Source organism: Enterobacter sp. RIT637, assembly GCF_019718755.1.
Lineage (GTDB): Bacteria > Pseudomonadota > Gammaproteobacteria > Enterobacterales > Enterobacteriaceae > Enterobacter.
On sequence record NZ_JAIHAZ010000018.1, the window covers coordinates 1 to 26,991 of the forward strand.

At 53.8% G+C, this 26,991-nt stretch carries 26 protein-coding genes and 1 riboswitch; of the genes, 14 read left to right on the forward strand and 12 right to left on the reverse strand.

What is annotated here, in order from left to right; genetic code table 11:
* Positions 1-93: 93 nt before the first annotated feature.
* Positions 94-191: riboswitch (TPP riboswitch) on the reverse strand.
* A 187-nt stretch (positions 192-378) separates the two neighbouring features.
* Both K5E19_RS19835 and K5E19_RS24260 read left to right on the forward strand, forming a co-directional pair.
* A complete protein-coding gene (locus K5E19_RS19835) occupies positions 379-798 on the forward strand; it encodes a hypothetical protein (protein WP_260411871.1) in 420 nt (139 codons plus the stop codon).
* Between the two features lie 37 nt (positions 799-835).
* Positions 836-1,012: a hypothetical protein gene (locus K5E19_RS24260; RefSeq protein WP_260411872.1), complete on the forward strand. Its 177-nt coding sequence runs from the start codon at positions 836-838 to the stop codon at positions 1,010-1,012.
* An 8-nt stretch (positions 1,013-1,020) separates the two neighbouring features.
* Here K5E19_RS24260 and K5E19_RS19840 read toward each other — a convergent pair whose 3' ends face one another.
* Positions 1,021-1,227 (reverse strand): hypothetical protein, encoded by a 207-nt coding sequence (locus K5E19_RS19840; protein WP_221552718.1) that lies wholly within the window; start codon positions 1,225-1,227, stop codon positions 1,021-1,023.
* 199 nt (positions 1,228-1,426) lie between these two features.
* Between K5E19_RS19840 and K5E19_RS19845 the strand changes: the two genes are divergently transcribed.
* The 5 genes from K5E19_RS19845 (at position 1,427) to K5E19_RS19865 (ending at position 7,377) form a co-directional block, all read left to right on the forward strand.
* Positions 1,427-2,572 (forward strand): HNH endonuclease signature motif containing protein, encoded by a 1,146-nt coding sequence (locus tag K5E19_RS19845; RefSeq protein ID WP_221552719.1) that lies wholly within the window; start codon positions 1,427-1,429, stop codon positions 2,570-2,572.
* A gap of 10 nt (positions 2,573-2,582) precedes the next feature.
* Entirely contained in the window at positions 2,583-3,089 is a 507-nt protein-coding gene (locus K5E19_RS19850; protein ID WP_221552783.1) for a YrhA family protein, read from the forward strand.
* A 678-nt stretch (positions 3,090-3,767) separates the two neighbouring features.
* Complete coding sequence (locus K5E19_RS19855) at positions 3,768-4,202, forward strand: hypothetical protein (protein ID WP_221552720.1); 435 nt, start codon at positions 3,768-3,770, stop codon at positions 4,200-4,202.
* Positions 4,203-4,515: 313 nt separating this feature from the next.
* Complete coding sequence (locus K5E19_RS19860) at positions 4,516-5,892, forward strand: diaminobutyrate--2-oxoglutarate transaminase (RefSeq protein ID WP_014884533.1); 1,377 nt, start codon at positions 4,516-4,518, stop codon at positions 5,890-5,892.
* A gap of 18 nt (positions 5,893-5,910) precedes the next feature.
* The gene (locus K5E19_RS19865) at positions 5,911-7,377 is read left to right on the forward strand and encodes an aspartate aminotransferase family protein (protein WP_221552721.1); all 1,467 of its coding nucleotides are present in this window, start codon (positions 5,911-5,913) and stop codon (positions 7,375-7,377) included.
* Between the two features lie 51 nt (positions 7,378-7,428).
* On the opposite strand, the gene K5E19_RS19870 is transcribed toward K5E19_RS19865, so the two are convergent.
* A complete protein-coding gene (locus tag K5E19_RS19870) occupies positions 7,429-8,349 on the reverse strand; it encodes a LysR family transcriptional regulator (RefSeq protein ID WP_221552722.1) in 921 nt (306 codons plus the stop codon).
* 122 nt (positions 8,350-8,471) lie between these two features.
* On the opposite strand from K5E19_RS19870, the gene K5E19_RS19875 reads away from it, so the two are divergent.
* Together K5E19_RS19875 and K5E19_RS19880 are read left to right on the forward strand one after the other, a co-directional pair.
* Positions 8,472-10,250, forward strand: coding sequence for an adenine deaminase (locus tag K5E19_RS19875; protein ID WP_221552723.1), 1,779 nt, complete (start codon positions 8,472-8,474; stop codon positions 10,248-10,250).
* Positions 10,251-10,270: 20 nt separating this feature from the next.
* Positions 10,271-11,614, forward strand: coding sequence for an NCS2 family permease (locus K5E19_RS19880; RefSeq protein ID WP_221552724.1), 1,344 nt, complete (start codon positions 10,271-10,273; stop codon positions 11,612-11,614).
* Here K5E19_RS19880 and K5E19_RS19885 read toward each other — a convergent pair.
* From K5E19_RS19885 to K5E19_RS19895, 3 genes are read right to left on the reverse strand one after another with little or no spacing between them, the layout of a single operon-like run.
* Complete coding sequence (locus K5E19_RS19885) at positions 11,611-13,809, reverse strand: polysaccharide biosynthesis tyrosine autokinase (protein ID WP_221552726.1); 2,199 nt, start codon at positions 13,807-13,809, stop codon at positions 11,611-11,613. The two genes, K5E19_RS19880 and K5E19_RS19885, sit on opposite strands and share 4 nt — an antisense overlap.
* Positions 13,809-14,258, reverse strand: coding sequence for a protein tyrosine phosphatase (locus K5E19_RS19890; protein ID WP_311775524.1), 450 nt, complete (start codon positions 14,256-14,258; stop codon positions 13,809-13,811). The genes K5E19_RS19885 and K5E19_RS19890 overlap by 1 nt, the downstream gene beginning before the upstream one ends.
* Positions 14,258-15,397, reverse strand: coding sequence for a polysaccharide export protein (locus tag K5E19_RS19895; protein ID WP_221552728.1), 1,140 nt, complete (start codon positions 15,395-15,397; stop codon positions 14,258-14,260). The genes K5E19_RS19890 and K5E19_RS19895 overlap by 1 nt, the downstream gene beginning before the upstream one ends.
* A gap of 490 nt (positions 15,398-15,887) precedes the next feature.
* On the opposite strand from K5E19_RS19895, the gene K5E19_RS19900 reads away from it, so the two are divergent.
* Positions 15,888-16,220, forward strand: coding sequence for an RcnB family protein (locus K5E19_RS19900; protein WP_126544445.1), 333 nt, complete (start codon positions 15,888-15,890; stop codon positions 16,218-16,220).
* The gene (locus K5E19_RS19905; RefSeq protein WP_221552729.1) at positions 16,171-16,650 is read left to right on the forward strand and encodes a GNAT family N-acetyltransferase; all 480 of its coding nucleotides are present in this window, start codon (positions 16,171-16,173) and stop codon (positions 16,648-16,650) included. Before K5E19_RS19900 ends, K5E19_RS19905 begins: the two co-directional genes overlap by 50 nt.
* Before the next feature lie 95 nt (positions 16,651-16,745).
* Here the strand turns inward: K5E19_RS19905 and apbC are convergent, their stop codons facing one another.
* Entirely contained in the window at positions 16,746-17,855 is a 1,110-nt protein-coding gene (gene apbC / locus K5E19_RS19910) for an iron-sulfur cluster carrier protein ApbC (protein WP_221552730.1), read from the reverse strand.
* A gap of 137 nt (positions 17,856-17,992) precedes the next feature.
* On the opposite strand from apbC, the gene metG reads away from it, so the two are divergent.
* Positions 17,993-20,026 carry a methionine--tRNA ligase gene (metG, locus tag K5E19_RS19915; RefSeq protein ID WP_221552731.1) on the forward strand — a complete coding sequence of 678 codons (2,034 nt, stop codon included), beginning with the start codon at positions 17,993-17,995 and terminating at the stop codon, positions 20,024-20,026.
* A gap of 107 nt (positions 20,027-20,133) precedes the next feature.
* Here the strand turns inward: metG and K5E19_RS19920 are convergent, their stop codons facing one another.
* The 3 genes from K5E19_RS19920 to K5E19_RS19930 are packed head-to-tail and all read right to left on the reverse strand — an operon-like array spanning position 20,134 to position 23,049.
* Entirely contained in the window at positions 20,134-20,604 is a 471-nt protein-coding gene (locus K5E19_RS19920) for a DUF1456 family protein (RefSeq protein ID WP_014884542.1), read from the reverse strand.
* A gap of 46 nt (positions 20,605-20,650) precedes the next feature.
* Entirely contained in the window at positions 20,651-21,370 is a 720-nt protein-coding gene (gene btsR, locus K5E19_RS19925; protein ID WP_221552733.1) for a two-component system response regulator BtsR, read from the reverse strand.
* The gene (locus K5E19_RS19930) at positions 21,364-23,049 is read right to left on the reverse strand and encodes a sensor histidine kinase (RefSeq protein WP_221552734.1); all 1,686 of its coding nucleotides are present in this window, start codon (positions 23,047-23,049) and stop codon (positions 21,364-21,366) included. Before K5E19_RS19930 ends, btsR begins: the two co-directional genes overlap by 7 nt.
* Before the next feature lie 217 nt (positions 23,050-23,266).
* Between K5E19_RS19930 and mlrA the strand changes: the two genes are divergently transcribed.
* Positions 23,267-24,007 carry an HTH-type transcriptional regulator MlrA gene (mlrA, locus tag K5E19_RS19935; protein WP_221552735.1) on the forward strand — a complete coding sequence of 247 codons (741 nt, stop codon included), beginning with the start codon at positions 23,267-23,269 and terminating at the stop codon, positions 24,005-24,007.
* Between the two features lie 69 nt (positions 24,008-24,076).
* Entirely contained in the window at positions 24,077-24,190 is a 114-nt protein-coding gene (locus K5E19_RS19940) for a protein YohO (protein ID WP_010433613.1), read from the forward strand.
* Here K5E19_RS19940 and K5E19_RS19945 read toward each other — a convergent pair.
* Genes K5E19_RS19945 through K5E19_RS19955 form a run of 3 tightly spaced genes read right to left on the reverse strand, consistent with a single transcriptional unit; the run spans position 24,165 to position 26,986 of the window.
* A complete protein-coding gene (locus K5E19_RS19945) occupies positions 24,165-24,902 on the reverse strand; it encodes an ABC transporter permease (protein WP_221552736.1) in 738 nt (245 codons plus the stop codon). The genes K5E19_RS19940 and K5E19_RS19945 overlap by 26 nt on opposite strands.
* Positions 24,886-25,836: an ABC transporter ATP-binding protein gene (locus K5E19_RS19950; protein WP_221552737.1), complete on the reverse strand. Its 951-nt coding sequence runs from the start codon at positions 25,834-25,836 to the stop codon at positions 24,886-24,888. Before K5E19_RS19950 ends, K5E19_RS19945 begins: the two co-directional genes overlap by 17 nt.
* Positions 25,829-26,986, reverse strand: a complete 1,158-nt coding sequence (locus K5E19_RS19955) for an ABC transporter permease (protein WP_221552738.1) — start codon at positions 26,984-26,986, stop codon at positions 25,829-25,831. Before K5E19_RS19955 ends, K5E19_RS19950 begins: the two co-directional genes overlap by 8 nt.
* Between the last annotated feature and the right edge of the window lie 5 nt (positions 26,987-26,991).

Genomic DNA, 26,991 nt, shown 5'->3' on the forward strand with positions numbered 1-26,991 from the left:
GCGGGGAACGGGTTCGGAACTGGTGTAAAACGTGTAAATCGAGCAGGTCAGGCTGCATGGGTTCGCTCCTGCCTTGCGTGAAGAAGCGATGACCGGGAAGGCATCTGACTTCCCTACGCTGGCATTATCCAGATCAGGTAATACGGGTATTTCTCAGCCTTCAACGAAGAAGGGCACCCCGAGTCAAATAAAACAAAATCAAAAGCTTGCGATTAATGCTCCTTATTAATCACTGATCAAGATAGTAATGCCAGCGGGAAGTCTTGTAAACGGCAAAAGCGGCCCTTTTGGGCAATGTGTGACAGGTTGAGTCACACAATGTATGCCATGTAGAATGCTCTTAAGTCGTCAACTACCGCATAAAAAAAAGAGGTCGTGATGGATTTACAAGCATGGGATAACATTATCTCTATCGCTTCGAATGCTGTAACAGCGTTGAGTGTGGTTGGCGGCGTCATCTTCGGAGGGATTAAACTTCAGGAGATTGTGAAGACGAGAAAAATGGAGCGGGCAATAGATTCAGCAATCGCTCTCAAAGAAGAAATTGATGGCACCAGAAGCCGTTACAATCGTATGCGCTTTGACTTAAACCGCATTATGACTTTTCTCGACACACTGGCGAAATCAGGACAAAGAGCCGACGAAGAAAGCTATTATCATATTCAAGAATCCTTGAAAGATATGACGGAAAATACCTTTCGCATTGGTAGCTCTTTCATCAAGTTACGTCATTATAATGTTCTGATTAAAAAGGTTTCCTGGGAGCCATTCAACGCCCCTTCTTCGATCTTCTGGTAATACGCAAATAGCCATCTCAAAACTGATGACTCTCATCATGCAGGCTTTGCTTAAAGAACAGATAACACCAGAAGAATTCATGGCAATACGTAACGCTTATGATGAACATGGCGCAATGATGAAAGATGTTAATCACGCTATCTCTGGATTAGATATCATTAAATTTGACAATCTTTTTGACTTCAGCAAAGTACATAAAAAAAGCCGGGATTAACCAGGCTCTCATGTTTTCAGTTGTCGCTGTTCGCTGAGATAGTATCTGATAGCGCTGTCGAGTCCATACGTATGGATGCGATCAAGTAGGCTGGAACGACTACAGCCGAGCCGACGCGCCAGCGCTGACATGTTGATAATCGCATCATCGCCCTTGTCATCTAGGATCCACTGCATCAGCGGCATGTTGCCAGTACCGATCAAAGCTAATTTCATGTATATCTCCTTTCCTTTGCCTCGCCAGCAACGGGGTGACCTGCTCCCCGTTGATTAATACACCCCGATGATCATTACTTAGAGCTTGCGTTTCACATTAATTCAATGAATGTATTTTTATGATTTCATTCGGAACATAAATAATTGATTATGTAATATTAGCTGATAACATAAACCTTTTATATAGAGAGGGATCTCCATGCACGATTTTAGATTGTTCATGATATGGGATGCAGCAAGAGAGCTAAACCCCGAAGATTTTCAATACATACTGAGGCCTGAAGTCGCTTTTGAAAGAGCAAGAATCTACTACGATCTTGATTCTGACAACTATTCTTATTTTAGCCTCCAGCAAATGCCAAATAGAAAGAGTGGGTTTATAAATCCCTTTTCAGCTAAGTATGATCGTAAACGTAATGGTATGTACGACGGTGCTTATGATCACACACAGCATAATATAGATATTGGCTGGTTTATTGGAATAGATGAATCTGAACAATGGGATTATTTTAAACATCCATTTTATTTTGATGAAAACGGTGATCTTATCTATGATTGCTTTATGGAGCATTGGCATTCATGGTTTGAAATGCAAGTTAGGGATGCTTACCGAAAATGCTTAGATGATTATCAAGGAAGGAAACCAGCACCTACACAAAAAATTCATTATTCAGACGCCCCTATACAACATGCTCAATCAGCTAAAACCATCAATAGCAAAGCAGCAGGACGTTTATTAGCCGCTGGCGGGGTTTATAATGGAAACATTGAAGGATTCAGGAAAACAGCAGAACAATTAGGCGGTGAAGCTATACAGGGTTATGACCAGGTATTAAATGAAAAAACAGCAGGTACAACAATAGCAGCAGCCTCTATTTTGATGGCTAAAAGACCAAATTCAGATAGTTACGTTGAAATTAATAGTTATATAGGAAAACTTAGAGGTGAATCAAAAATAGTTAACGGCATCACGGTACAAGATATTAACTATGTTAAAAGAAATCCGATGGAAGCGGCAATACTAAGAAAAGAATTTAACAACACAGTAAGGAAGAATTTCCTAAATAATTCAGCAAACACTAAAGATGCAGCTAATACCTTTAATCCTGCGGATCTAATGAGAATGTCAGAAGGTGGTTTACCTAAAGGATGGAGTGTACACCATAAATTCCCCCTAGATGATGGTGGTACAAATGCTTTTGATAATCTAACATTGATAGAGAACGAACCATATCATAAAATCTTCAGTAATATGCAAACATCCGTAACAAGAGGTATGATAGCAGGTGAAAGTAAGATAACTCCGTGGGCTATGCCTACTGGTTCTATTTATCCACTTAAATGATTTGAAAGGAATAATGATGGAAAATAACATAAATGAAATTCTTATCGAATTAAAAGGGATGATGGATAAATGGGAGTATCCAGTAGAAGCCCCTATCAAAGATTCATTTCTTGAAAGCATAAAAAATAGAGAGTCTAGCAATACTCTACATCCTATGTTACAGATTCTAGGTGATGAAATTGACTTGTTATTTACAAATCAACCTGATTATGTAAGTTTTTTAAAGTTTATGGATGGATTTGAATATAACGGATTAATCTTATTCAGTCTTTCTATACCTGAACCATTAATTAGAAACTTATTTGTTATGAACGATTTTTATAGAGATAATGATGACTATATTAACCCTGATCTTGCTCAAAGATTAGTGATCGGAGAAGATAGTATTTCGTTATTCACCTATGATACTAAATCTAATCTCTTTGAAATTAGAGATAATGTTGGTACAGAAAATGTTTTTGGTTCATTTGATAGCTTCACTGATTTCTTAAGAGAGATCCTTGATACTGTCGCATAGTCTGTCATTGAGGGGCTTAATAGTCCCTCTCTTCTAAACACTCCCTATTCTATAACAATTCTCCTACTAATTTATAGCAATCAAAGCTAGATACATTCTTGAATAAATTTTTAATACAAATATTTTTATCTGGCATCTAAAGCCTTTGTAAGTATCCCGCATAGTCGTTTGACTCATTATTAGCCCTTTCACGTCATTCCTCTTCAAAGAGTCCATAATAATATTCGTATCATTTCAGGCTGGTTCCGCTCCAACCTATCGTTGTAAATTTTTTAAATAATAACAGCTGTCAAATCCGTATTTTCAGCAGCATGGCACTGAAACAGACTGTTCCCTGATAGAGAAAGACCTTTTGAATGAAAGCGGACGTCGTACACATCAAAACATAAGTTAATGTTTACATTAAAGATTTTAACATCCGACCACTTTAATCTTTTGTGCTTTAAGTGATCTTAATCAAAGTTTCAATTGTTACCTTACTGGATAGTCCATCACAGTTATTTCTCACAATCAGACAGAAAACCACCTACGAGCGGTTTTCATTTTCAATATATGAATGTCAGCATGTTCAAATATATTTTTTTCTCTGCCGCTTTATACCTGATGCTTATTTCTGTCGGAGTGTGGATCGGCGTAATGTACGTATCGTATTATTTTTGTAATTTATAAGGCAATAAAATGAAGAAGTTAATGATGATTGTTATTAGCGCGACTGTAGCGGCGGCTCCGGCCTACGCCATTAACGCTCACTATCGCGCGCAGCTGGAGCGTTCCGGATGCACCCAAATTAGCGATGGCGATGGTTCTTGCGATATCAACAAAACCAAAGCGGAAAACGCGGCGCAACACGAACAAACGAAAACCGTTCATGATCCGATGCGTGAAGCTTCATTTTCGTCCGATATGGTTAACGCCACGATTTCTAACGGATTTTTTAGCGCTACCCTTAACGGCAAGAAAGCGACCGTAAAACGTCTGAATGCGTCTTTCTATGAGATTCACGGCGAAGGCTTTGTTATATCGTTTAGCCTTGATGAGAACGGTATTACGGATGCCTCATGGAATAAGACGAAAGGTCGCGACCACGGCATTTTGCAGGTTAGGCAGAAATAACGCGCTCAAGGAGGCTATGCGCCTCCTTTTTCATCAGCGAAAAGCACGATTTGTCACACTCTTTTCTTTCCTTTTACAGTTCTGACAAACCCATCGTAAGCCGCTGTTTTTATTGTTCATAAACTGCAATTTTCTTTGAGGAAACGGGGTTAACCTTCCCCCTGTGCCCTCTGTCACAAAACAGTAAACAAATTAACCATTGAGCCCCGTGGCAAAAGGCTCTATATTGGCGGCGTTTTTTTCAGGCCCCCATCTGTTTTTTAACTTTTTATTCAATCGTGGCTCATAACGAAGCGGCGGTTGTAGGAGTGATATGATGACGGATAAAGTCCGTATTGACACCGTAGATGCCCACAAAAGCAACGAAACCTATCTGGCCCGTCAGGCCGAGTTTGAATCTAACGTCAGGAGTTATCCGCGCAAACTGCCTTTAGCTATCACTAAAGCAGAAGGCGTGTGGATCACCGATGCAGATAATAAAGAATACCTTGACTGTTTAGCAGGCGCGGGGACACTTGCGCTTGGCCATAACCATCCTGATGTGCTGAAAAGCATCCAAAATGTCATTACCAGCGGCTTGCCGTTACATACCCTGGATCTGACTACGCCTCTGAAAGACGCGTTTTCTGAATACCTGCTCTCTCTGCTGCCTGGTCAGGGCAAAGAGTACTGCCTGCAGTTCACCGGTCCATCCGGTGCGGACGCCGTTGAAGCGGCGCTGAAGCTGGCGAAAAAAGTGACCGGTCGTAGCGGTATCATCAGCTTCTCTGGTGGTTACCACGGTATGACCCACGGCGCGCTGTCCGTGACCGGCAACCTGTCTCCGAAAGAAGCGGTTGACGGCATGATGCCAGAAGTTCAGTTCATGCCTTATCCGCACGAGTACCGTTGCCCGCTGGGTATCGGTGGTGAAGCGGGCGTGAAAGCGCTGACCTACTACTTCGATAACCTGATCAACGACGTTGAAAGCGGCGTGCGTAAACCTGCTGCGGTGATCCTGGAAGCCGTTCAGGGCGAAGGCGGCGTGAACCCGGCTCCGGCTGAGTGGCTGCAGCGCATCCGTAAAGTGACTCAGGAACACGGCATTCTGCTGATCCTCGACGAAGTTCAGGCTGGCTTTGCCCGTACCGGTAAATTCTTCGCCTTCGAACACGCGGGCATTGAGCCAGACATCATCGTGATGTCTAAAGCAGTGGGTGGCGGTCTGCCGCTGGCCGTGCTGGGTATCAAAAAGCAGTTCGATGCATGGGCGCCAGGTCACCACACCGGTACCTTCCGCGGCAACCAGCTGGCGATGGCAACCGGCCTGACGACGCTGAAAATCCTGAAAGACCAGAACATCGCTGGCAAAGTTGCTGCGCAGGGCGAATGGCTGAAAGGCCAGCTGAAAGAGATGGCGAAACGCTATCCGGTCATCGGCCACGTTCGCGGTCTGGGCATGATGATCGGTATTGAGATCGTTAAGCCACACGAAGCCGCTGACCACATGGGCTGCTTCCCGGGCGACGGCGAGCTGTCTGCGCTGATTCAGAAGAAGTGCTTCGAAGCCGGTCTGATTCTGGAGCGCGGTGGCCGTAACGGTATCGTTCTGCGTCTGCTGCCATCTCTGCTGATCAGCGATGAAGAGCTGAAAATCTTCCTGGATAAATTCGAGCAGGCACTGCTTGCTGCGGGCGTTCGCCCGGCGTAACCGGAGTTGTTGATTACGATGTCTGATTCAAACCCAATTTTGTTCTCCTCTGCGCAGAGCATTGAAGCTTACCAGCAGGCGATTGAACAAAGCACTCAGGCTGTGATGCAGTGGCTGAAACAGCCTGAGATGTACCAGGGCAAAACGGTCGCGGAACTGCGCGACCGTATTAAGCTGGATTTCAACCCGAAAGGGCTGGGCAACGAAGCGGCGATTGAACGCGCCGTTGAGTTCTTCCTGAAAGACAGTTTGTCCGTTCATCACCCGCAGTGTGTGGCGCACCTGCACTGCCCAAGCCTGGTCGTAAGCCAGGCGGCGGAAGTGCTGATCAACGCCACTAACCAGAGTATGGACTCCTGGGATCAAAGCCCGTCCGCAACCATCATTGAGATCAAACTGATCGAGTGGCTGCGTACCCGCGTGGGTTATCAGGCTGGCGACGCAGGTGTCTTCACCAGCGGCGGCACCCAGAGCAACCTGATGGGCCTGATGCTGGCGCGCGATGCGTTCTTCGCACGCCAGGGTCACTCCGTTCAGCAGGATGGCCTGGTAGGCGATCTGCGCAAAATTCGCGTGCTGTGCTCCGAGAACGCACACTTCTCCGTGCAGAAAAACATGGCGCTGATGGGTCTGGGCTACCAGTCCGTGGTGCAGGTGAAAACGGACGAATTCTCACGCATGGATCTGACCGATCTGGCGGCGAAAATTGAGCAGTGCAACGCGAACGGCGAGCAGATTCTGGCGATCGTTGCGACGGCAGGTACCACCGATGCCGGTGCTATCGACCCGCTGCGTGCCATTGCTGAGCTGGCGGCGAAGCAGAACATCTGGGTACACGTTGATGCAGCATGGGGCGGCGCACTGCTGATGTCCCAGCAGTATCGTCACTACCTGGACGGCATTGAGCTGGTGGATTCCATTACCCTGGACTTCCACAAACAGTTCTTCCAGACCATCAGCTGCGGCGCGTTCCTGCTGAAAGAAGCACGTCACTATGAGCTGATGCGCTATCAGGCGGCCTACCTGAACTCTGAGTTCGACGAAGAGGCGGGCGTGCCTAACCTGGTGTCCAAATCTCTGCAGACCACCCGTCGTTTCGACGCGCTGAAGCTGTGGATGAGCCTGGAAGCGCTGGGCCAGGAGCAGTACGCGGCGATCATCGATCACGGTGTGACCCTGGCACAGCAGGTTGCAGCCTACGTGAAAGAGCAGTCTGCTCTGGAACTGGTGATGCAGCCACAGCTGGCAAGCGTGCTGTTCCGCTTCCGTCCTCAGGCGCAGATGGATGATGCAGGTATCGCCCTGCTGAACCAGAAGATTGGTGATGCGCTGCTGGAATCTGGCCGTGCTAACGTCGGCGTGACCGAGCATAACGGTATCACCTGCCTGAAGCTGACCCTGCTGAACCCAACCGTGACGCTGGAGGACGTAAAAGTTCTGCTGTCTCTGGTTGAGCGTACCGCTCAGGAAGTTCTGGCTAAGTAATGCTTATCCCTCTCCCGCTCGGGAGAGGGTATTTTCCCCTGCCCTATCCCCTCAGTGTGTCCTCAAGGTTTCAACCATTAGCGTAAAGCAAGATTCGATAAGCGTCGGTAATGGCTGTGGTGCACGCATCAATGCCACTGTTCGGGCAAGTGCCGGTTGCTGAAGATGAACCACCTTGAGCTGTGGATCCTGAAGATGCGTGGTATAGAGTTGCGGCAGTATCGCCACGGCCAGCCGGGAACGCACCAGGCCGTACAGCGTTTCGATATAATCCACCTGATAACGTGTCTGCAACGACAAACGGTGGCTTTCAGCGAGCGCCCCGACCAGGCGTTGGATGTTACCTTTTGAGAACACGGCGATATCTCGCCCCACAAGCTGCTTCCAGGGTAAATGCGCCGACGCCGCCAGCGGATCGTCACAATGAATCACAGCAACAAAAGGATCTTCCTGCAGCGGGAAGACGGACAGCTGTTCCGGCACAGAATTGTCCAGCGCGCCAATGCCAAAATCAATCTGCCCTTTCAGCAACTGCGCCACCAGCGCATCATTGGTTTGATCGTGAAACTCTACCTTAAGACGCGGAAAAGCCTGCGCCAGCGTTTGGGGCAGTTGCGGGAACAAGAGCGAGCTGACGGATGGCACCAGCCCGATGCGCACCGTGCCGTCACCGCCTGCCTGCACAATCTGCTGCATATCGTCGAAGGCAAGCTGAGCCACGCTGAGCACCCGCTGCGCGTGCGGCAGGATGGCGTTGCCCAGCTCCGTCAGCGTCACCGCTGAGGCGGTGCGGTTCACCAGCTTACCGCCGAGCACCGTTTCGATTTGCCGCAATGCGCTGCTGAGCGCAGGCTGGCTGATCGCCAGCTTGCTGGCGGTGTCGGTGAAATGACGCAGCTGCGCCAGGGTGACAAAATACTGTAGCTGTCGCAGTGAGAGCGCGGGCAAGCGCTGCCAGGGTTCCATCGTCATTATCGTTTACACGCGTCGGAGAATAAGCCGGGGTTATCGGGTGATAAATTTTATCAGCTGGGCAAACGTTTGCCGTATGCATAGAGTAACGTCATTATTTTCATGCTGGAACCGTTAATTACATGAGTGCCGAAACCCGACGCCGCGCCGTCCAGGCTGCACGCGGTGAAGTGCCGTTCGATCTGCTGCTTACGCACACCCGCATTGTTGATATGGCTACCGGTGAGATCCGCGAAGCTGATGTCGGCATTGTGGGCGACCTTATCGCCAGCGTTCATCCGCGCGGCAGCCGGAGCGATGCGCGTGAGACGCACGATCTGAACAACCAGTATCTCTCCCCGGGACTGATGGATACGCATGTGCATCTGGAGAGTTCACACCTGCTTCCCGCTCGCTATGCAGAGATTGTGCTGGCACAGGGCACCACCGCCGTATTCTGGGATCCGCATGAGCTGGCGAATGTGCTGGGCATTGCAGGGGTACGTTTTGCCATTGAGGCCAGCCGTAACCTGCCGCTGCAGGTGATGGTCGCTGCGCCATCAAGCGTGCCATCGACTCCGGGGCTGGAGATGTCTGGCGCAGACTTCGCCGGAGAAGAGATGAATACCCTGCTCGGCTGGCCGGAAGTGCGCGGCGTGGCGGAAGTGATGGATATGCACGGCGTGCTCAACGGCAGCCAGCGGATGCTGGAAATTATGCAGGCCGGGCTGGACAGCGGAAAGCTGATTGAAGGCCACGCGCGCGGGCTTCACGGTGCGGATTTACAGGCTTATCTCGCCGCAGGCGTGACCTCCGATCACGAGTTGACCTCCGCAGACGACGCGCTGGAAAAGCTGCGCGCCGGGCTGACGCTGGAAATTCGGGGTTCGCATCCTTATCTGCTACCCGATATCGTGAGCGCCCTGAAATCCCTGCCCCACCTTTCTTCACAAATCACGGTCTGCACCGACGATGTCCCGCCCGACATGCTGCTGGAAAAAGGGGGGATCGTTGCGCTGCTGAACCTGCTGATTGAACATGGATTACCGGCAACTCACGCCCTGCGTTTCGCCACGCTGAACGCCGCCATTCGCCTGCAGCGTAACGATCTGGGGCTGATTGCCGCCGGGCGTCGCGCGGATCTGGTGGCGTTTGACTCTCTTGAAAAGCTGACGGCTCGTCAGGTTTACGTCGCCGGAAAGCTGATCGCGCGCGACGGGGCAATGATTGAACCCATCGTTGACACGATAGCCCCGCTCCCGCGTGATACCGTGCGGCTGTCTGCGCTGGCAGACGATGATTTCCGTATGAAAATCGACAACGCGAAACACGGCGTGGCGCGCCTGCGCCATATCAGCGGCGCACGCTTCACGCGGTGGGGTGAAGTGGACGCGCAGGTACGTCACGGCGTAGTGGCGATCCCGGATGGCTTTAGCCTGATCTGGGTCCAGCATCGCCACGCGCGCCACGCGGCGAAACCGCAACTCGCCCTGCTCGAAGGCTGGGGGGAGCTGCGTGGGGCAATTGCCACCAGCTATTCTCACGACTCTCACAATCTGGTGGTGCTGGGCCGCGATCCGCACGATATGGCGCTGGCTGCCAACATGCTTATCCAGAGCGGCGGTGGTATGGCGCTGGTACAAAATGGCGACGTCATCGCCCACGTCGCTATGCCGATTGCGGGGATGCTTTCGGAACTGCCGCCTGATGAGCTGGCTCGCCAGTTCAGGGAACTGCGCGAGCGTAGCAATTTGATTGCCGACTGGGAGCCGCCCTATCGCGTCTTTAAAGCAATAGAGGGCACCTGTCTTGCCTGCAACGCCGGGCCGCATTTGACCGATCTTGGACTGACCGATGGCACCACGCGCCAGATTGTCGATCCGTTAATTTCTTACCGGGAAACCCCGGACAACACACAATAATGCCGAAGGAGAGCCGGATAATGGCCGACAACACCGTTAATTCGCCAGCACCAGGGAGCTGGCTAGAACGCCGTTTTGCACTGCATGCGCGTGGCAGCACCGTACGCACCGAGTGCCTGGCTGGCATCACCGGTTTTCTCGCCGCCGCCTATTTACTGGTAGTGATCCCGGGTCTGCTGGCGGTCGGAGGAATGGATAAAGGCGCGGCAACGACGGGCACTATTCTGGTCTTCGTTGCCGGAACGCTGCTGATGGCGTTCTATGCCAACCTGCCCTTTATCGTCGGGCCCGGTATTGGCGGTTCGGTCCTCGTCGGCGTCACGCTTGCGGGCAGCGAAGGGATTGGCTGGCAAATTGGTCTCGGCATCGCCTGCTGGTCAGGGATTTTGTTCTTTCTGCTGACCCGCTTTGGGCTGCGTGAAGTCGTCACCCGTTCGGTCCCGCAGTCCATCAAGCTGGGGTTGACGGCCTCCATTGGCCTGTTTGTTGCCGTGCTCGGCTTTCGTAACGCCGGGCTGGTGTTGGCAAACGCGAAAACGAATGCCCTGATGCTGGGGGATTTCCTGTCACCGGAAGCGCTGGTCGCGTTAGCGGGTCTCTTCCTGGCCATTGCGTTACAGGCGCGCCGCATTCCAGGGGCAATACTGTGGGCCATTCTGTTTGCCACCCTGGTCGGTATTCCGCTTGGCGTGACAAAACTGCCCGGTCATTTTATAGATATGCCGCATTCTCTGGCCCCGGTTATCGGCCACATTGATATGCTCGGGGCGCTGAACATTGCCTTCCTGCCATTCCTGTTTGTCTTCTTTGCGTCGGAATTTTTCTCCACCATGGGCACCACGCTGGCTGTTGGTGGTGAGGCGGGATTACTGGATGACGAAGGCAACATGCCGCATATCAATCGTCCGTTTATGGTGGACTCCATTGCCGCTGCGGTAGGTCCATGGGTCGGTATTCCTGCCGCGACGGCGCTGATCGAATCGTCGGCTGCTGCTGAAGCGGGCGGTAAAACGGGCATGACGGCTCTGGCTGCTGCGGTGATGTTCCTGCTGATGTTGCTGTTTACGCCTGTTGCACTGATGATCCCGAAAGAAGCCACCGCGCCTGCGCTGATCCTCATTGGACTGAATATGTTTAGCGGCTTACGTAAGGTTGATCTGGCGAACTTCACCGACGGCTTGCCGGTGCTGATGATGGTCATGATAACGCTGATTGCCAACAGCTTCGGAACGGGAATTGCTGGCGGATTGCTGTTTTACATCGTGATCAAAGCGATTGCCGGGAAATGGCGCGAAATCCCCGTTGGTCTGTGGATCCTCGCCATTCCCCTGGTCTACTACTTCGCTACGCTGGTGAAGCACTAACCCTCACGCCGCTTTTCCTTCGGGGTATAGCCGTAGTCGTAATGGCTGTACCCCGAGTTGTAATAGAGTGAGGCGGACTTCACGATATCATTAAGAATTGCGCCCTTCACCTGCACACCCATTTGCTGCAGACGCTTTAGACAGTTCTCTATCTCTTTCACGCTCGTCTTCCCAAAGCGGGCAACCAGCAGAGTTGTCGCCGCCGCTCGTGCAATCAACAGGGCATCCGTAACGGCAAGGACCGGAGGCGTATCAACAATAACGAGATCGTATCGCTCGTTTATCTCCGCCATGACCGCCTGGAAGCCTTCCCCCATGAGCAGCTCCGCGGGATGTGAAGGTTGCGGACCGCAAGTGAGAACATCGAACCCACCCTTTTCGAAGTGCTGAATTGCATTTTGCCACGCCAGGCATCCCTCAAGGACGGAGGACAATCCGCAGTGGTTACTCAGCTCAAACACATTGTGGACATAGCCCTTTCGCATATCGGCGTCCACAAAGAGGACCCGCTGTCCGGCCTGCGCCGCCAGTGCGGCCAGTGACGTACTGACCAGCGTTTTGCCGCAATCCTGTGTGGGGCCAGAAAAAACGATAATCCGGTTCGAGGCGTCCATCATGGTGAAGTGCAGACTGGTGCGCAGCCCGCGCATCGCTTCGATAAACATATCTGCTGGCCTTTCGATCGGCAGGAAGGGCACATCCAACGTTCTGTGCGTCCAGCGTGAAGCGAAGAGATTGCGCCTGCGCAGATGTGTTTTTTTCCAGAGCCATTCAGAGCGCGGCAACGTCGCCAGGACCGGCATCCCCTCCACTTCGAGTTGCTCAGACGATGTCATTCCCCGTTTAAACGCTGAGCGGGCCAGCACGCAGCCTGAAGAGAGCATAAGCCCCAGTAGAGCACCAAGCGCAATAATGAGCGCTTTCCGCGGCTTTATGGGGTCAGGTTGCGTCACCGCAGCGTCGATGATCCGCACGTTTCCGATTGCGCTGGAGCGCGAGATATTAAGCTCTTGCTGCCGCGTCAACAGCTGCAGGTAGATCGTGCGTCCGGATTCGACGTCCCGACTCAGGCGTAATATCTCCTGCTGCGTGGAAGGCATCGTCGACACGCGGCTATTGAGACGCGCGCGCTCCTTCTCAAGCGTTTGCCGTTTTTCACGTAATGCGCGATAGGTCGGATGTTCCTTTTTGAAAAGCTGCGAGATCTCCGCTTCACGGAAGGTTAGCTCGTTGAGCTGATTTTCCACATTCACAACCTGATCGAGAACTGACTTCGCCTCAAGAGATAAATCGACGGAATCGCGCTGCTCGCGGTAGGAATTCAGGCGCGCTTCGGCCTCATCCAGTTCGCGGCTGATTTTAGGTAGCTGATGCTGTAAAAAGGTCAGGCTGCGAGAATCCTGGGCCTCCTGACGCGCAATATTTTGACTCAGAAAATTGTCAGCAATCGTATTGAGCACCACGGCCATCTTGTCAGGATCTTCACCCGCGATCGTTAACGCGATCATTCCGCTCTGTTTTGCCGATTCCGCGACGGTAAACCTTTTCTGAAGCGCATTGATGGCTTCCAGTCTGGTAATAGCCTTGAGCGAAAATCGGGTTCCGGGTGCCGCATTCAGCGAGGTCACCAGAAGGGAAACACCTTCTTTGAGCAGCGTTTTTCCAACGATACCGTCGGCCTCGAGCCTTTCTCCCTCAAGGTGATACCGCCCCTGCTCCTGAACGGTCAGCACCCACTCTTGCGGTTTGCCTTCCAGGAGGGAAGCGTGAAGTTTCCCGATTGTCATCCTACCCGGCGTACTGCCCCGAAGGCGCATCCACAGCGGGCCTACAACGGGCATAACATGCTGCTTGACTTGATACGTCAGCCCCAATTGATCAACGGTTTTCCCCAGAATCATCCGCGATTTAAGCAACAGCAATTCCGGAGCGACATCAGGCGAAAGGTCGGATCCGAACTGGCTTAAGCTTTTCAGTAAGGAGTTGTCCTGTTTCGCTTCTATCTGCACAAGGGCATCCGCCTGGTAGACCGGTGTGGCAGAAAACGCGTAGAGTCCCGCGCAAACCGTCAACAGGAGCGTTACCATGGCGATCGTTATCCAGTGATCAAACAATTCAGCGAGCAGCTGAAGAAGATCGACTTCATGCGTTTGCGGTGCTGTAGCACCATATTTGTCCGTGGTGTAAGACGACATTACAGCTTCATTCCTTTTTGGCTCAATCGACGAGCCCACTCCTGGCTGGCTTTTCCCAACTGCCCGAAAACGTATTCGAAAGCATCTCGACTTTTTCGGTAGGGGTCGGGAATATCTTTTGTCTCCAGCCACTGTCCATAAAGCAGGGATTTACCCCGGTATTCCGGCGACATTGCGGCAATAAAACGAAGATGCTCCGGCTCCATGACCAGAATCAAATCGGATTTTTGCAGCAAACTGCGCGTCAGCTTGCGTGCTACGTGGTCGTCAAGCGAAACACCATGCTGCCAGGCAACATCCTGTGCAACCGCATCTGCCGGGCACCCTTCAAGCCCAAAAATACCGGCCGATGTCACGACTTTTCCGGGTAACTGCTGACGCAACAGCCGCTCTCCTATCGGTGAGCGGCAAATGTTGCCGGTGCAAACTACTAAGATTGAGTTAAACATTATTGCGGCCAGGATCGGATGTAACGCACCGTTTCGGTCAGATCGTGAACACCGCTGATGGTCGGCACTAGCTGTGTGATGACGCGATTCCAGCGTGATAACGGTGCCGTAGTGACATAAACAATGTCGTACGGCTGAAGCTGGAATTCCGTGCCTAGTACCATGGCTGAGGCATCTTTTGCATTGAGCTGAAAAATATTGGCAATTTTATCCGTCTTGCCTTTTCCAATGACCGAACGGATAACAAAAATACCGGTTGCATCGGCCATACTCTGATCCATTCCACCCGCGTTCCCCAGCGCCTCCGCCAGCGTCATGCCGCTTCGATCCATCTTCAGCGTGCTCTGCTTGATGACTTCCCCCATCACGAAGACTTTCAGCGCATCGTTGCGCGGAACAAAAAGGATGTCGCCGGGATAGAGCAGTTTATTTTGCGTTAAGTCGCCGTGCTGCATCAGCGCATAGAGGGAAAGGCGCGAATCCTGGCCGTTATGCGTGAGAACAACATTGCGCCAGTCAGCATCCGCAGAAAGGCCGCCGGCAGCATTGACCGCATCCATTACCGTCAACGGTATGTTGGTGATCGGCTGTTGGCCTGATTTGGCGACTTCGCCCGTTACGTAGGCTTTCTGAGAACGGAAAGCGGCCACGCTGACGTCCACCTGCGGGCTCTCGATGAATTTATCCAGCCGTGCGGTGATCTCTTCGCGCACCTGCGAAACCGTTTTGCCCGCGACATGCAGTTTCCCAACGTAGGGATAAAAGAGCGTACCGTCCGCGTTGACCCAGTTTCCCGCGTCACTCGCGCTACGGTACTGCCCGGCAGGTGTCGTTAACTCAGGGTGATCCCAGACAGTGACCGTAAGAATGTCACCGGTGCCGATTCGGTATTCCCAGTTTTTCACCTGCTCATCCAGATTAGGATTTGCCTGAGATTTCGATACGGGCGGGCGCAATCGTTCAATCAGCACTGGGGTCAGTGGATAAATTTCCACGTGTTTATCAAGCTGATAATCTTTATCTTCTGTTGCAATAACATTTTTACCGGTCATGGCTAAATCCTGACCCGGTGAAAATACACAGCCTGTTAACTGGCTTATTGCAAGAAATAAAAAGGAAAATGCCGTTGTGTTTTTCATTTATATAAACATATCTTTTATCGTTGTGCTTATCGTACGAACGACAATTTTATTTAACAAAAATAACCATATAATTCATTGCGTTAAATGAATTGCAAAGTGTAAATAAAGCGTATTTCCCGAACAGTAACAAGGTACTGAATCGTCTAAACCGACCCGCAATATCGAGCCGGTAATCAGACGTCATAACATGTCGTGCGGGGCCGATATTAAATGTTCTACCGTGGGAAAGCATTCGCTTAACGGTCCAATTTTGAAGTAGTAATGCGTTTTCAGAATTAATTAATAAATCAATAAACACATTAAATATAAAATACAAATAGCATTCACTGGCGTAATATCTCTTCCGTGTTGCGACTACACAAAACCGTCCAGTTTTGTTACATTTTTTTTCAAACACACCATGTTTTGATACTTAAAATGGACCGTCTGCCGCGCATACTGAAACCCGCAGACGAAATGTATCTGTAACGATATCACTGGAGAAAAAATGGCTAAGCGTAAATTGCTGCTTCTGGGTGTACTACTGTCTCTGGCGGGTTCCGCATTTTCAGCTCCGCAACCGGCTGCAGCACCTTCAGGCATCAAAGCCTACGAAGAACAAGAGTTCATCGCTGACTTCACAAAATTCAAGATTGGCGACACGGCGCCAGCGCAGTATCAAACGCCCGAGTACACCATCAAACAGTACCAGCTGCGTAACCTGCCAGCGCCGGATGCCGGAACACACTGGACCTACATGGGTGAGAACTACGTGCTGATTGGCGACGCCGATGGAAAAATCCATAAAGCCTACAATGGAGATATCTTCTATCACCGCTAATACGATCCTGGTTCGCGCCTGGCAGGAGAGCGATCGTCCTTTCCTGCGCACGATTTACCTGCATGCCCGGCGCGACGCCTGGCCATGGTTGAACGGTGCAGAATGGCAGCTTGAGGACTTTGACGCCGCAACGCGCGACGAACAGATTTGGGTCGCTGTACAGAATGGCCACCGTCTGGGATTTGCGTCCGTCTGGATGAACGATAACTTTCTGCACAACCTGTTTGTTGACCCGCAGTATCAGAGCCTGGGCGTCGGGCGCGTGTTGCTGGAGCAGGTACAGAAGACGTTTACCAGTACAGGGGCGCTGAAGTGTCTGGTCAAGAATGCGCGAGCTGTTGCGTTTTACCAGCGACACGGCTGGCACATCGAGGCGACGGGTGATTCTCCGGAAGGAGAGTATTATTTGATGCACTATCGGCTTGGGTAAAGTCGGGTGGTGGCTTCGCCTTACCCGACCTACGTGATGGTGCTATTTGTAGGCCGGGTAAGCGAAGCGCCACCCGGCAATTCGGAGCTGAGGAATTACACCGCGCGGAACGCGATTTCGCTCGGGATGACTTCGCCCTGCCAGTAGAGCTGCGCCGCAACGCGCCCGGCCAGCTGGCGATACATTTCCGCAAACTCGCTTTCCGGACGGCTAACAACTGTTGGTTTCCCGCTGTCCAGATCTTCACGCAGAGTAATGTGCAGCGGCATCTGACCCAGCAGCTGAGTGTGATACTGTGCGGCCAGTTTTTCTGCCCCGCCGGTACCGAAGATAGGCTCATGGTGTCCGCAGTTGCTGCAGATATGCATGCTCATGTTCTCAACGATACCCAGCACCGGTACTTCCACTTTTTCGAACATCACGATGCCCTTTTTGGCGTCGATCAGCGCGATATCCTGCGGCGTGGTCACGACGACCGCCCCCGTTACCGGAATGTTCTGCGCCAGCGTCAGCTGGATGTCACCCGTGCCCGGCGGCATGTCCAGCACCAGATAATCCAGATCTGGCCACATGGTTTCCTGCAGCATCTGCATCAGCGCCTTGCTGGCCATCGGGCCGCGCCAGACCATCGCGTTATCGTCGGTTACCAGATAACCAATCGAGTTGGTTGCCAGACCGTGCGCCATGATTGGTGCCATGTGGGTGCCGTCCGGCGAGGTTGGACGCTGGTTTTCCGCGCCCAGCATGTTTGGAATGGACGGGCCATAAATGTCCGCATCCAGAATACCGACCTTTGCCCCTTCCGCTGCCAGCGCAAGCGCCAGGTTTACAGCCGTGGAGGATTTACCCACCCCACCCTTGCCAGAGCTGACAGCGATGATGTTTTTCACGCCGTTCACGCCAGGTTGGTTTTTCACGCGCTTCAGCGTGGCGACGCTGTGACTCAGCTTCCAGTCGATCGCTTTCGCACCGGTAATGCGCAGCAGCTCCGAGCTGGTTTGCTCTTTCAGCGCGTCGAAAGCGCTGGTCCAGACGAACGGCATCTGCAGCTCAATGTGCAGCGTATCGTCCAGCCAGGCAACGTGGTGTAACGCTTTCAGCGTCGTAAGATTGTGCTTCAGGGTTGGATGCTGAAAGTTAGCCAGCGTCCCGGCGACCATTGCTCGTAAGGCTTCCGGTGATTTGGCCTGGGATTGAGAACTCATCCCGACTCCTTTGTTCTTGTGAATAAGACCTTAGATGAACAAGTTTACCTGAAAGGGCGCGGTTTGTGCTTACTTAATAATGCCCCTTTTGGTAATATCGAAAACCCTTTTCACAGTTAAAAGAAGTAATGCCTACTATGACTCAAGTCGCGAAAAAAATTCTGGTAACGTGCGCCCTGCCGTACGCCAACGGCTCAATCCACCTCGGCCACATGCTGGAGCATATCCAGGCTGATGTCTGGGTCCGTTACCAGCGAATGCGCGGCCACGAGGTTAACTTCATCTGTGCGGACGATGCCCACGGCACGCCGATCATGCTGAAAGCGCAGCAACTGGGGATTTCCCCGGAGCAGATGATTACCGAAATGAGTCAGGAGCATCAGACTGATTTTGCTGGCTTTGACATCAGCTATGACAACTATCACTCCACGCACAGCGACGAAAACCGCGAGCTGTCGGAGCTGATCTACACCCGTCTGAAAGAGAACGGTTTTATCAAAAACCGCACCATCTCTCAGCTGTACGATCCGGAAAAAGGCATGTTCCTGCCGGACCGCTTCGTCAAAGGCACCTGTCCGAAATGTAAATCCCCGGACCAGTACGGCGATAACTGCGAAGTGTGCGGCGCGACCTACAGCCCGACCGAGCTTATCGAGCCGAAGTCCGTGGTATCCGGTGCAACGCCTGTGATGCGTGACTCCGAGCACTTCTTCTTCGACCTGCCGTCCTTCAGCGAAATGCTGCAGGCGTGGACCCGCAGCGGCGCGCTGCAGGAGCAGGTGGCGAATAAGATGCAGGAGTGGTTCGAATCCGGCCTGCAGCAGTGGGATATCTCCCGCGATGCGCCGTACTTCGGCTTTGAAATCCCGAACGCGCCGGGCAAATACTTCTACGTCTGGCTGGACGCGCCAATCGGCTACATGGGCTCCTTCAAAAACCTGTGCGACAAGCGTGGCGATACCGTTAGCTTCGACGAATACTGGAAGAAAGATTCCACGGCCGAGCTGTATCACTTCATCGGTAAAGACATTGTTTACTTCCACAGCCTGTTCTGGCCGGCGATGCTGGAAGGCAGCAACTTCCGCAAGCCAACCAACCTGTTCGTACACGGCTACGTGACGGTGAACGGCGCGAAGATGTCCAAGTCCCGCGGGACGTTCATCAAAGCCAGCACCTGGCTGAACCACTTCGACGCGGACAGCCTGCGCTACTACTACACCGCGAAGCTCTCTTCCCGCATCGACGATATCGACCTGAACCTGGAAGATTTCGTGCAGCGCGTGAATGCGGACATCGTCAACAAGGTGGTGAACCTGGCGTCCCGTAACGCGGGCTTTATTGCCAAGCGTTTTGACGGCGTGATGGCCGCTGAACTGGCGGACCCAGCCCTGTACCAAACCTTTATCGACGCGGCTGCAACCATTGGCGAAGCCTGGGAAGCGCGCGAGTTCGGCAAAGCGGTACGTGAAATTATGTCCCTGGCCGACCTGGCGAACCGTTATGTCGACGAGCAGGCGCCGTGGGTTGTCGCGAAACAGGAAGGTCGCGATGCTGACCTTCAGGCCATCTGCTCCATGGGCATCAACCTGTTCCGCGTGCTGATGACCTACCTGAAGCCGGTTCTGCCGCAGCTGGCTGCCCGCGCTGAAGCGTTCCTGAACACCGAACTGACCTGGGATGCCATGGCGCAGCCGCTGCTCGGCCACAAGGTGAACACCTTCAAAGCGCTGTATAACCGCATCGAAATGAAGCAGGTTGAAGCTCTGGTAGAAGCATCCAAAGAAGAAGTTAAGGCTGCTGCGGCACCGGTCACCGGCCCGCTGGCAGACGATCCGATTCAGGAAACCATCACCTTTGATGATTTCGCGAAAGTCGACCTGCGCGTGGCGCTGATCGAGAACGCGGAGTTCGTGGAAGGTTCTGACAAACTGCTGCGCCTGACGCTGGACCTGGGCGGCGAGAAGCGTAATGTCTTCTCCGGCATCCGCTCTGCGTATCCGGACCCGCAGGTGCTGATCGGTCGTCAGACCGTGATGGTGGCGAACCTGGCGCCGCGCAAAATGCGCTTCGGCATCTCGGAAGGGATGGTGATGGCCGCTGGCCCTGGCGGGAAAGATATCTTCCTGTTAAGCCCAGACGAAGGCGCGAAGCCGGGTCAGCAGGTGAAATAACAAAAAAGCCGGAGAGTGTCTCCGGCTTTTTTTATGGCATATTGTTTTCTCCCTCTCCCCGTGGGAGAGGGTCAGGGTGAGGGCATCAGGCCGCACCCATTCCGCAATCACGCCTTCGGGTGATGAACCCGGTGGGTCAGCCCGCGCAGGAAATTACGCAAAAACTGGTCGCCGCACTCGCGGTAGTTTTTATGATCCGGTGCGCGCATCATGGCGGTCACTTCCGGCACGGATACGCGGTATTTTTGCTCGGTCATGATCGCCACAATATCGTCCGTTTTGAGCGAGAACGCGATGCGCAGCTTTTTCAGCACCGTGTTGTTGTTCACGCGACGCTCCAGCGCCAGCTCGGGCGCAGACTCATCTTTGCCACGTTTGTCGTAAATCAGGCCGTTCAGAAAACCCGACAGAATAATGTCTGGGCAGCGAACGAAGCCCTCTTCATCTTCTTTGGTCATCCAGGTATCGAAACCCGCAGACGTGGACTCCATGTCGGACAGCGCAAGAATGCGCACCATGTCGTTGTTGTTTGCTTTCAGGGTGTAGCGCAGGCTACGAAGAATGTCGTTACTTAGCATAGAGCCTTCGAATGTCGATGATGCAATGGCGCGCAGTGTACCAGTTTTACAGGCCAATCGCCTCTTTCAAACTCTTCAGATAGCGACGGCTGACGGGCACCGTTTGCCCGGCACGCAGCACCAGCTCGGCCTGGCCGTTATCTTCCAGGCGGATCTCCTTCAGGTGCGCCATGTTCACCAGATACTGACGATGGCAGCGGATCAGCGGCGTGCGGCTCTCCAGCGTGCGCAGGGTCAGCTCGGTAAAGCCTTCATTTCCCTCCGCGCTGGTGACAAACACCCCGCTCAGGCGGCTGCTGACAAACGCCACATCATCCATCTGCAGAAGATAGATTCGGCTGTGCCCGGTGCAGGGGATAAACTTCAGCGGCTGCTGGTTTTCCGGCAGCAGCGTCATATCCTGCACGGTGCGCTGCTGGCGTAAACGGTTGAGCGTTTTGTCCAGCCGCTTCTCTTCAATTGGTTTCAGCAGATAATCAAAGGCATGCTCTTCAAATGCCTTCACGGCATATTCATCAAACGCTGTCAGAAAGACAATATAGGGGCGGTGTTCAGGATCAAGCATCCCGACCATCTCCAGACCGCTGATGCGCGGCATCTGAATGTCGAGGAACAGCACGTCCGGACGCAGTTTGTGCACCGCACCAATGGCCTCAATGGCATTTGCACACTCGCCCACCACCTCGATATCACTCTGCTCCTGCAATAGCACGCGCAGGTTTTCCCGTGCCAGCGGCTCGTCATCCACAATCAGCACTCTCAGCATGCGTTTTTCTCCAGCGGCAGTCGTAAGGTAATACGGGTAAATCGGTCGGGTTCGCAGGCGACGGTAATGCCACAGTCGTCACCGAAATGCGCACGCAGGCGTTTATCCACCAGGCTCATCCCTAACCCACCCGAGGCGGAAGGGACGTAGAGTCCGGCGTTATCTTCAATATCCAGCACCAGATGGTGGTTAAACTGGGTAGCAGAAATAGCGATCTCCCCGATGCCCAGCAGTTGGGATGTACCGTGTTTAATGGCATTTTCCACGATAGGCTGCAGCGTAAAGGCCGGAAGATGCTGATACGCCAGCGCGTCAGGAACGGAGAGCGTCACCTGCAGGCGCGACTGAAAACGGGCCTGCTCAATCTGCAGATAGGCATTCACGTGCTCAATCTCGTCGGCGAGGGTCACGATCTCAGAAGGCCGTTTAAGGTTCTTGCGGAAAAAGGTCGACAGGAACTGCACCAGCTGCGCGGCCTGATCGCTGTCGCGGCGGATCACCGCCTTCAGTGTATTAAGCGCGTTAAACAGGAAATGCGGATTGACCTGGGCGTGCAGGAGTTTGATCTCAGACTGCGTCAGCAGCGCTTTCTGCCGCTCATACTGCCCCGCCAGAATTTGCGCGGAAAGCAGCTGGGCTATCCCCTCCCCCAGCGTGCGGTTGATCGAGCTGAACAGGCGGTTTTTCGCTTCGTAGAGCTTAATCGTCCCCATCACACGCTGATTTTCACCGCGTAGCGGGATCACCAGCGTCGAGCCAAGCTTGCACTGCGGATGGAGCGAACAGCGGTAGGGGATCTCATTCCCGTCCGCATACACCACTTCACCGGTTTCAATGGCGCGCAGGGTGTAGGTCGATGAAATAGGTTTGCCCGGCAGATGGTGGTCGTCTCCGGTACCGGTAAACGCCAGCAGCTTTTCGCGGTCGGTAATGGCGACGGCACCAATATCCAGCTCCTTGTAGAGCACCTGTGCCACCTTCATGCTGTATTCTTCGTTGAATCCCTGACGCAGGATCCCCTCCGTTGAGGCTGCAACTTTCAGGGCCGTCGCGGAAAACGCCGAGGTGTATTTCTCAAACATGGCGCGCTTGTCGAGCAGAATACGCATAAACAGCGCCGCGCCCACGGTATTGGTCACCATCATCGGAGCAGCAATATTGCTCACCAGGTGCAGCGCATCGTCAAACGGACGGGCAATGAGCAGAATGATCGCCATTTGCGCCATTTCCGCCACGAAGGTAATGGCACCGGCGGTAAGCGGGCTAAATACCTTGTCCGGGCGGCCGCGTTTGATCATATAGCTGTGCACCAGCCCGCCGAGCAACCCTTCGACGATCGTGGAGATCATACAGCTCAGCGCCGTCATCCCGCCCATGGAATAGCGGTGCAGACCGCCGGTAAGCCCAACAAGGCCGCCGACAACCGGGCCGCCAAGCAGGCCGCCCATCACCGCACCGATGGCGCGCGTATTGGCAATGGAATCTTCGATATGGAGGCCAAAGTAGGTCCCCATAATGCAGAAAATGGAGAAGGTCACGTAGCAAAGCAGCTTGTGCGGCAGACGGACGGTGACCTGCATCAGCGGAATGAACAGGCGCGTTTTACTCATCAACCAGGCGATGACAAGAAACACACACATCTGCTGAAGCAACAACAGCACCAGATTAAACTCGTACATACAAAAAACCGCACATTCTAAAAACGCGTAACATACACTGATGCAGGTAAACTTTCTTTGAAGCGCGCCAAAAAAGCTGTAAATCGTGTCCGTCATCACAGCGTTTGCCGAACATCGTGCATGCTTCGCATTATTTGTTCAAAAAACGATCAACTCTTCCTGGTTCGGCAAAGTGGGTCTACAGTTAAGCTGGGGACGCGTAAGCCAGGGGGCGAATATGGCGCTTTACACAATAGGTGAAGTGGCACTCCTTTGTGATATCAATCCCGTTACCCTACGGGCGTGGCAGCGACGGTATGGATTACTTAAACCGCAGAGAACGGACGGTGGGCATCGACTGTTCAACGAGGCCGATATCGACCGGATCCGCGAGATAAAAAGCTGGATCGACAACGGTGTGCAGGTCGGCAAAGTGAAATCCTTGCTTAGCCATGACGATCCGGACACCCAGCATCTCTGGCGTGAGCAACAGGAAACCCTGCTGCGGCTCCTGCAGGCGGGTAATCTGCAGCGCCTGCGCGCGTGGATAAAAGATCAAGGGCGTGATTATCCCGCGCAAACGCTGATCACCCATCTTTTCATTCCGCTCCGTCGACGACTCCAGTGCCAGCAGTCTACCCTGCAGGCGCTGCTCAGCATGCTCGACGGGGTGCTGATCAACTATATTGCCGTCTGCCTTGCCTCGGCGAAGAACAAGGCCGGAAAAGATGCGCTGGTGGTTGGCTGGAACGTGCACGACACCACGCGTCTGTGGCTGGAAGCCTGGATTGCCACCCAAAAAGGCTGGCGCGTGGATGTGCTCGCCCACTCGCTCGCCCAGCTACGGCCCGAGTTTTTTGACGGCCAGACCCTGCTGGTCTGGTGTGGCGAAGTGCCGTCCGCCACGCAGCAACAGCTGCTGACGGAATGGCGCGAGAATGGCTATCCGGTTTATTCCCTGGGTCCGGATGAGCCATAACGGCATTTAATGGTTCATTAACAGCTGCGCTTCACCGTATAATTGTTCCGTTAACAACAGGAGCACATGATGAAGGCAACTAAACTGGCGGTAATTACCCTTTTTGTCCTGATGGCCGTAAGCGGTATCGGCGGCGTGATGCTGGCGGGTTACTCGTTTATCGTCCGTGGCGGTGTCGGCTGAGATACAGCGCCAGGCGCTCGAAAAGGCGATCGACCACAATCGCCGCCAGCGCAACCAGTAGCGCACCCTGAATAATGTAGGCCGTATTAAATCCGCTTAAGCCGATAATAATCGGCGTCCCCAGCGTGTTTGCCCCCACCGTCGAGGCGATTGTTGCCGTACCGATGTTGATGATTACCGACGTGCGGATCCCGGCGATAATGACCGGTGCCGCGAGCGGCAGTTCAACCTTGCGCAACCGCTGCCAGGCGCTCATCCCCATCCCTTCTGCTACGCTCAGCACCGATGCGGGCACCGCCGCAATACCGGCCAGGGTTCCCTGAAGTATCGGCAACACCCCGTACAAAATCAGCGCAATAATCGCCGGCTGCTGCCCAAAGCCAATAACCGGTACCGCTATCGCCAGCACCGCCACCGGCGGAAATGTCTGGCCGATCGCCGCAATCGTCTCCACCAGCGGACGAAACTCGCGTCCCGATGGCCGTGTTACCGCGATCCCTGCCCCCACGCCGAGGACGATGGCAATGGCGCTTGAGATCGCCACCAGCCAGGCGTGCGCCAGCGCAAGGTTAATAAAACTTTCCTGCTGATAGACCGGTCGCGGCAGGCCTGGAAAGAGCGAACTGAACAGCGCCGCGCTGTGCGGCATCAGAAAGAGCAGGCCGACGAAGAGCAGCGCCAGCCAGAGCAGCGGATCACGCATCACCTTCACGCGTCACCTCCCCGGCCAGCAGATCGCGAAAGTGTAATGCACCACAGGCTATCCCCTGGCTGTTGGTCACCGGCAGGATCTCACATTGTCTGGCGACAAAAGCAGACAGCGCATCCCGCAGGCTCATCTGCTCCTGTAACGGTTCACCGCTTAGCGGTGCATCCTGTGGGCGCATGTAATCGCCAACCGTGCGCAAAGAGAGCAGCCTGACGCCCAGCTCGCTTCGACCAAAAAATTCGCGCACAAAGTCGTTCTTCGGCTGGCTCAACAGCGCAAGCGGCGTACCCTGCTGCACCACCTCACCGTGATCCATCAGCACAAGATGGTCGGCCAGGCGCAGCGCCTCATCAATGTCGTGCGTCACAAGGATAATGGTGCGCCCCAGAATGCGGTGGATGCGGGTCATCTCCGCCTGCAGCGCACCGCGTGTGACCGGATCCAGCGCGCCAAAAGGTTCATCCATCAGCAGCACCTGCGGATTGGCCGCCAGCGCGCGCGCGACCCCAACCCGCTGCTGCTGTCCGCCGGAAAGCTGATGCGGGTAGCGGTCACGCAGCGCGGGCTCCAGCCCCAGCAGAGACATGAGTTCATCAACGCGGTCAGCGATTTTAGCCCGCGACCATTTCTCCAGCTGCAGCACGGTGGCGATGTTCTGCGCCACCGTCCAGTGGGGGAACAGCCCGATGGACTGAATGGCATAGCCCATACGACGGCGCAGCTCCAGCACCGGCAGGCTGCGGATCTCTTCCCCCGCAAAGCGAATCATCCCGCTGTCGTGCTCCACCAGCCGGTTGATCATCTTCAGGGTGGTGGATTTTCCCGACCCCGATGTGCCGATCAATACCGAAAACGCCCCTTCGGCAAAATGCAGGTTCAGGTGGCTTGCTGCCGGACGACCGGCAAAAGTTTTACTGACATCATGAAATTCAATCATTGGCTCTTCTCCCGAGCAGCGCGAGCCACAGGGCAAACAACGCATCCAAAACAACCGCCAGCGCGATAGTGGGCACCACGCCCAATAAGACCAGGTCCAGTGCGCTGCTGAGCAGCCCCTGGAATACCAGCGCGCCAAATCCGCCCGCGCCGATGAGCGCTGCAATCACCGCCATACCCACGGTTTGCACTGTCACCACCCGCAGGCTGCGAATTAACAGCGGAAGCGCAAGGGGTAACTGTATTTTCCAGAAGCACTGCCGCGCGCTCATCCCCATCGCATGGGCGCTTTCCAGCACGTCCGGCGCAACCTGGCTTAAGCCCGCCACCACCCCGCGCACCAGCGGCAGCAGCGCGTACAGCACCAGCGCGATGAGCGCGGGCGTGAGTCCGGTACCGGCAATGCCGATTTCCCCCAACGCGGGAAATGACCTCGCCAGACCGGCCAGCGGAGCAATGAGCAATCCAAACAGGGCCACGGAGGGGACCGTCTGAATGACGTTGAGGACGGTGAACACGCTCCCCTGACGCGCCGGATGGCGGTAGCACCAGATGCCCAGCGGAACGCCCAGAAGCAGCGCCGGGAAAAGCGTGCCGAAGAGGATCGTCAGATGTTGCGAGAGCGCATCGTCAAAGACCTCCTGACGATTGGCGTACTCTTTTAACAGCGAGAGATTATTCAGCTCACCGCTGAACAGGAGGACCAGCGGGATGAGCCAGATTTGCGCGTTCAGCAGCCAACGCCAGACGGGTACTGGTGTCAGGCGGCGAATGGCATCGCTACAGGCCAGCAGGCAGAGCGCCAGCCACAGCCACAGACCACTGCCGATGGACGTACGCGCCAGCGGGCTTTCCGCAGAAATCATGAGCGTCGCCGACTGCCCTGCGCTCCAGAACAGCCCTAAAAAAAGGGCTTCACAGAGGAGCAGCGTCAGCCAGTGCGCGGCACGTCCTGACCAGAGCGACAGGACGACGGCCGCGCCCAGCGCCACCGCCAGCAGCACGGGCGAAAACGACCAGATCTGCCAGAGTGCGCGCCCTTCACCCGACATCAGCCGGTTAGGCGCGACGTTCACAAAGGGTAACGCGACCGCCGCGATGGCCACGCAGGCCAACAGCAGCAGCACGCGGTTATGACATTGTATTGGCACAGCTT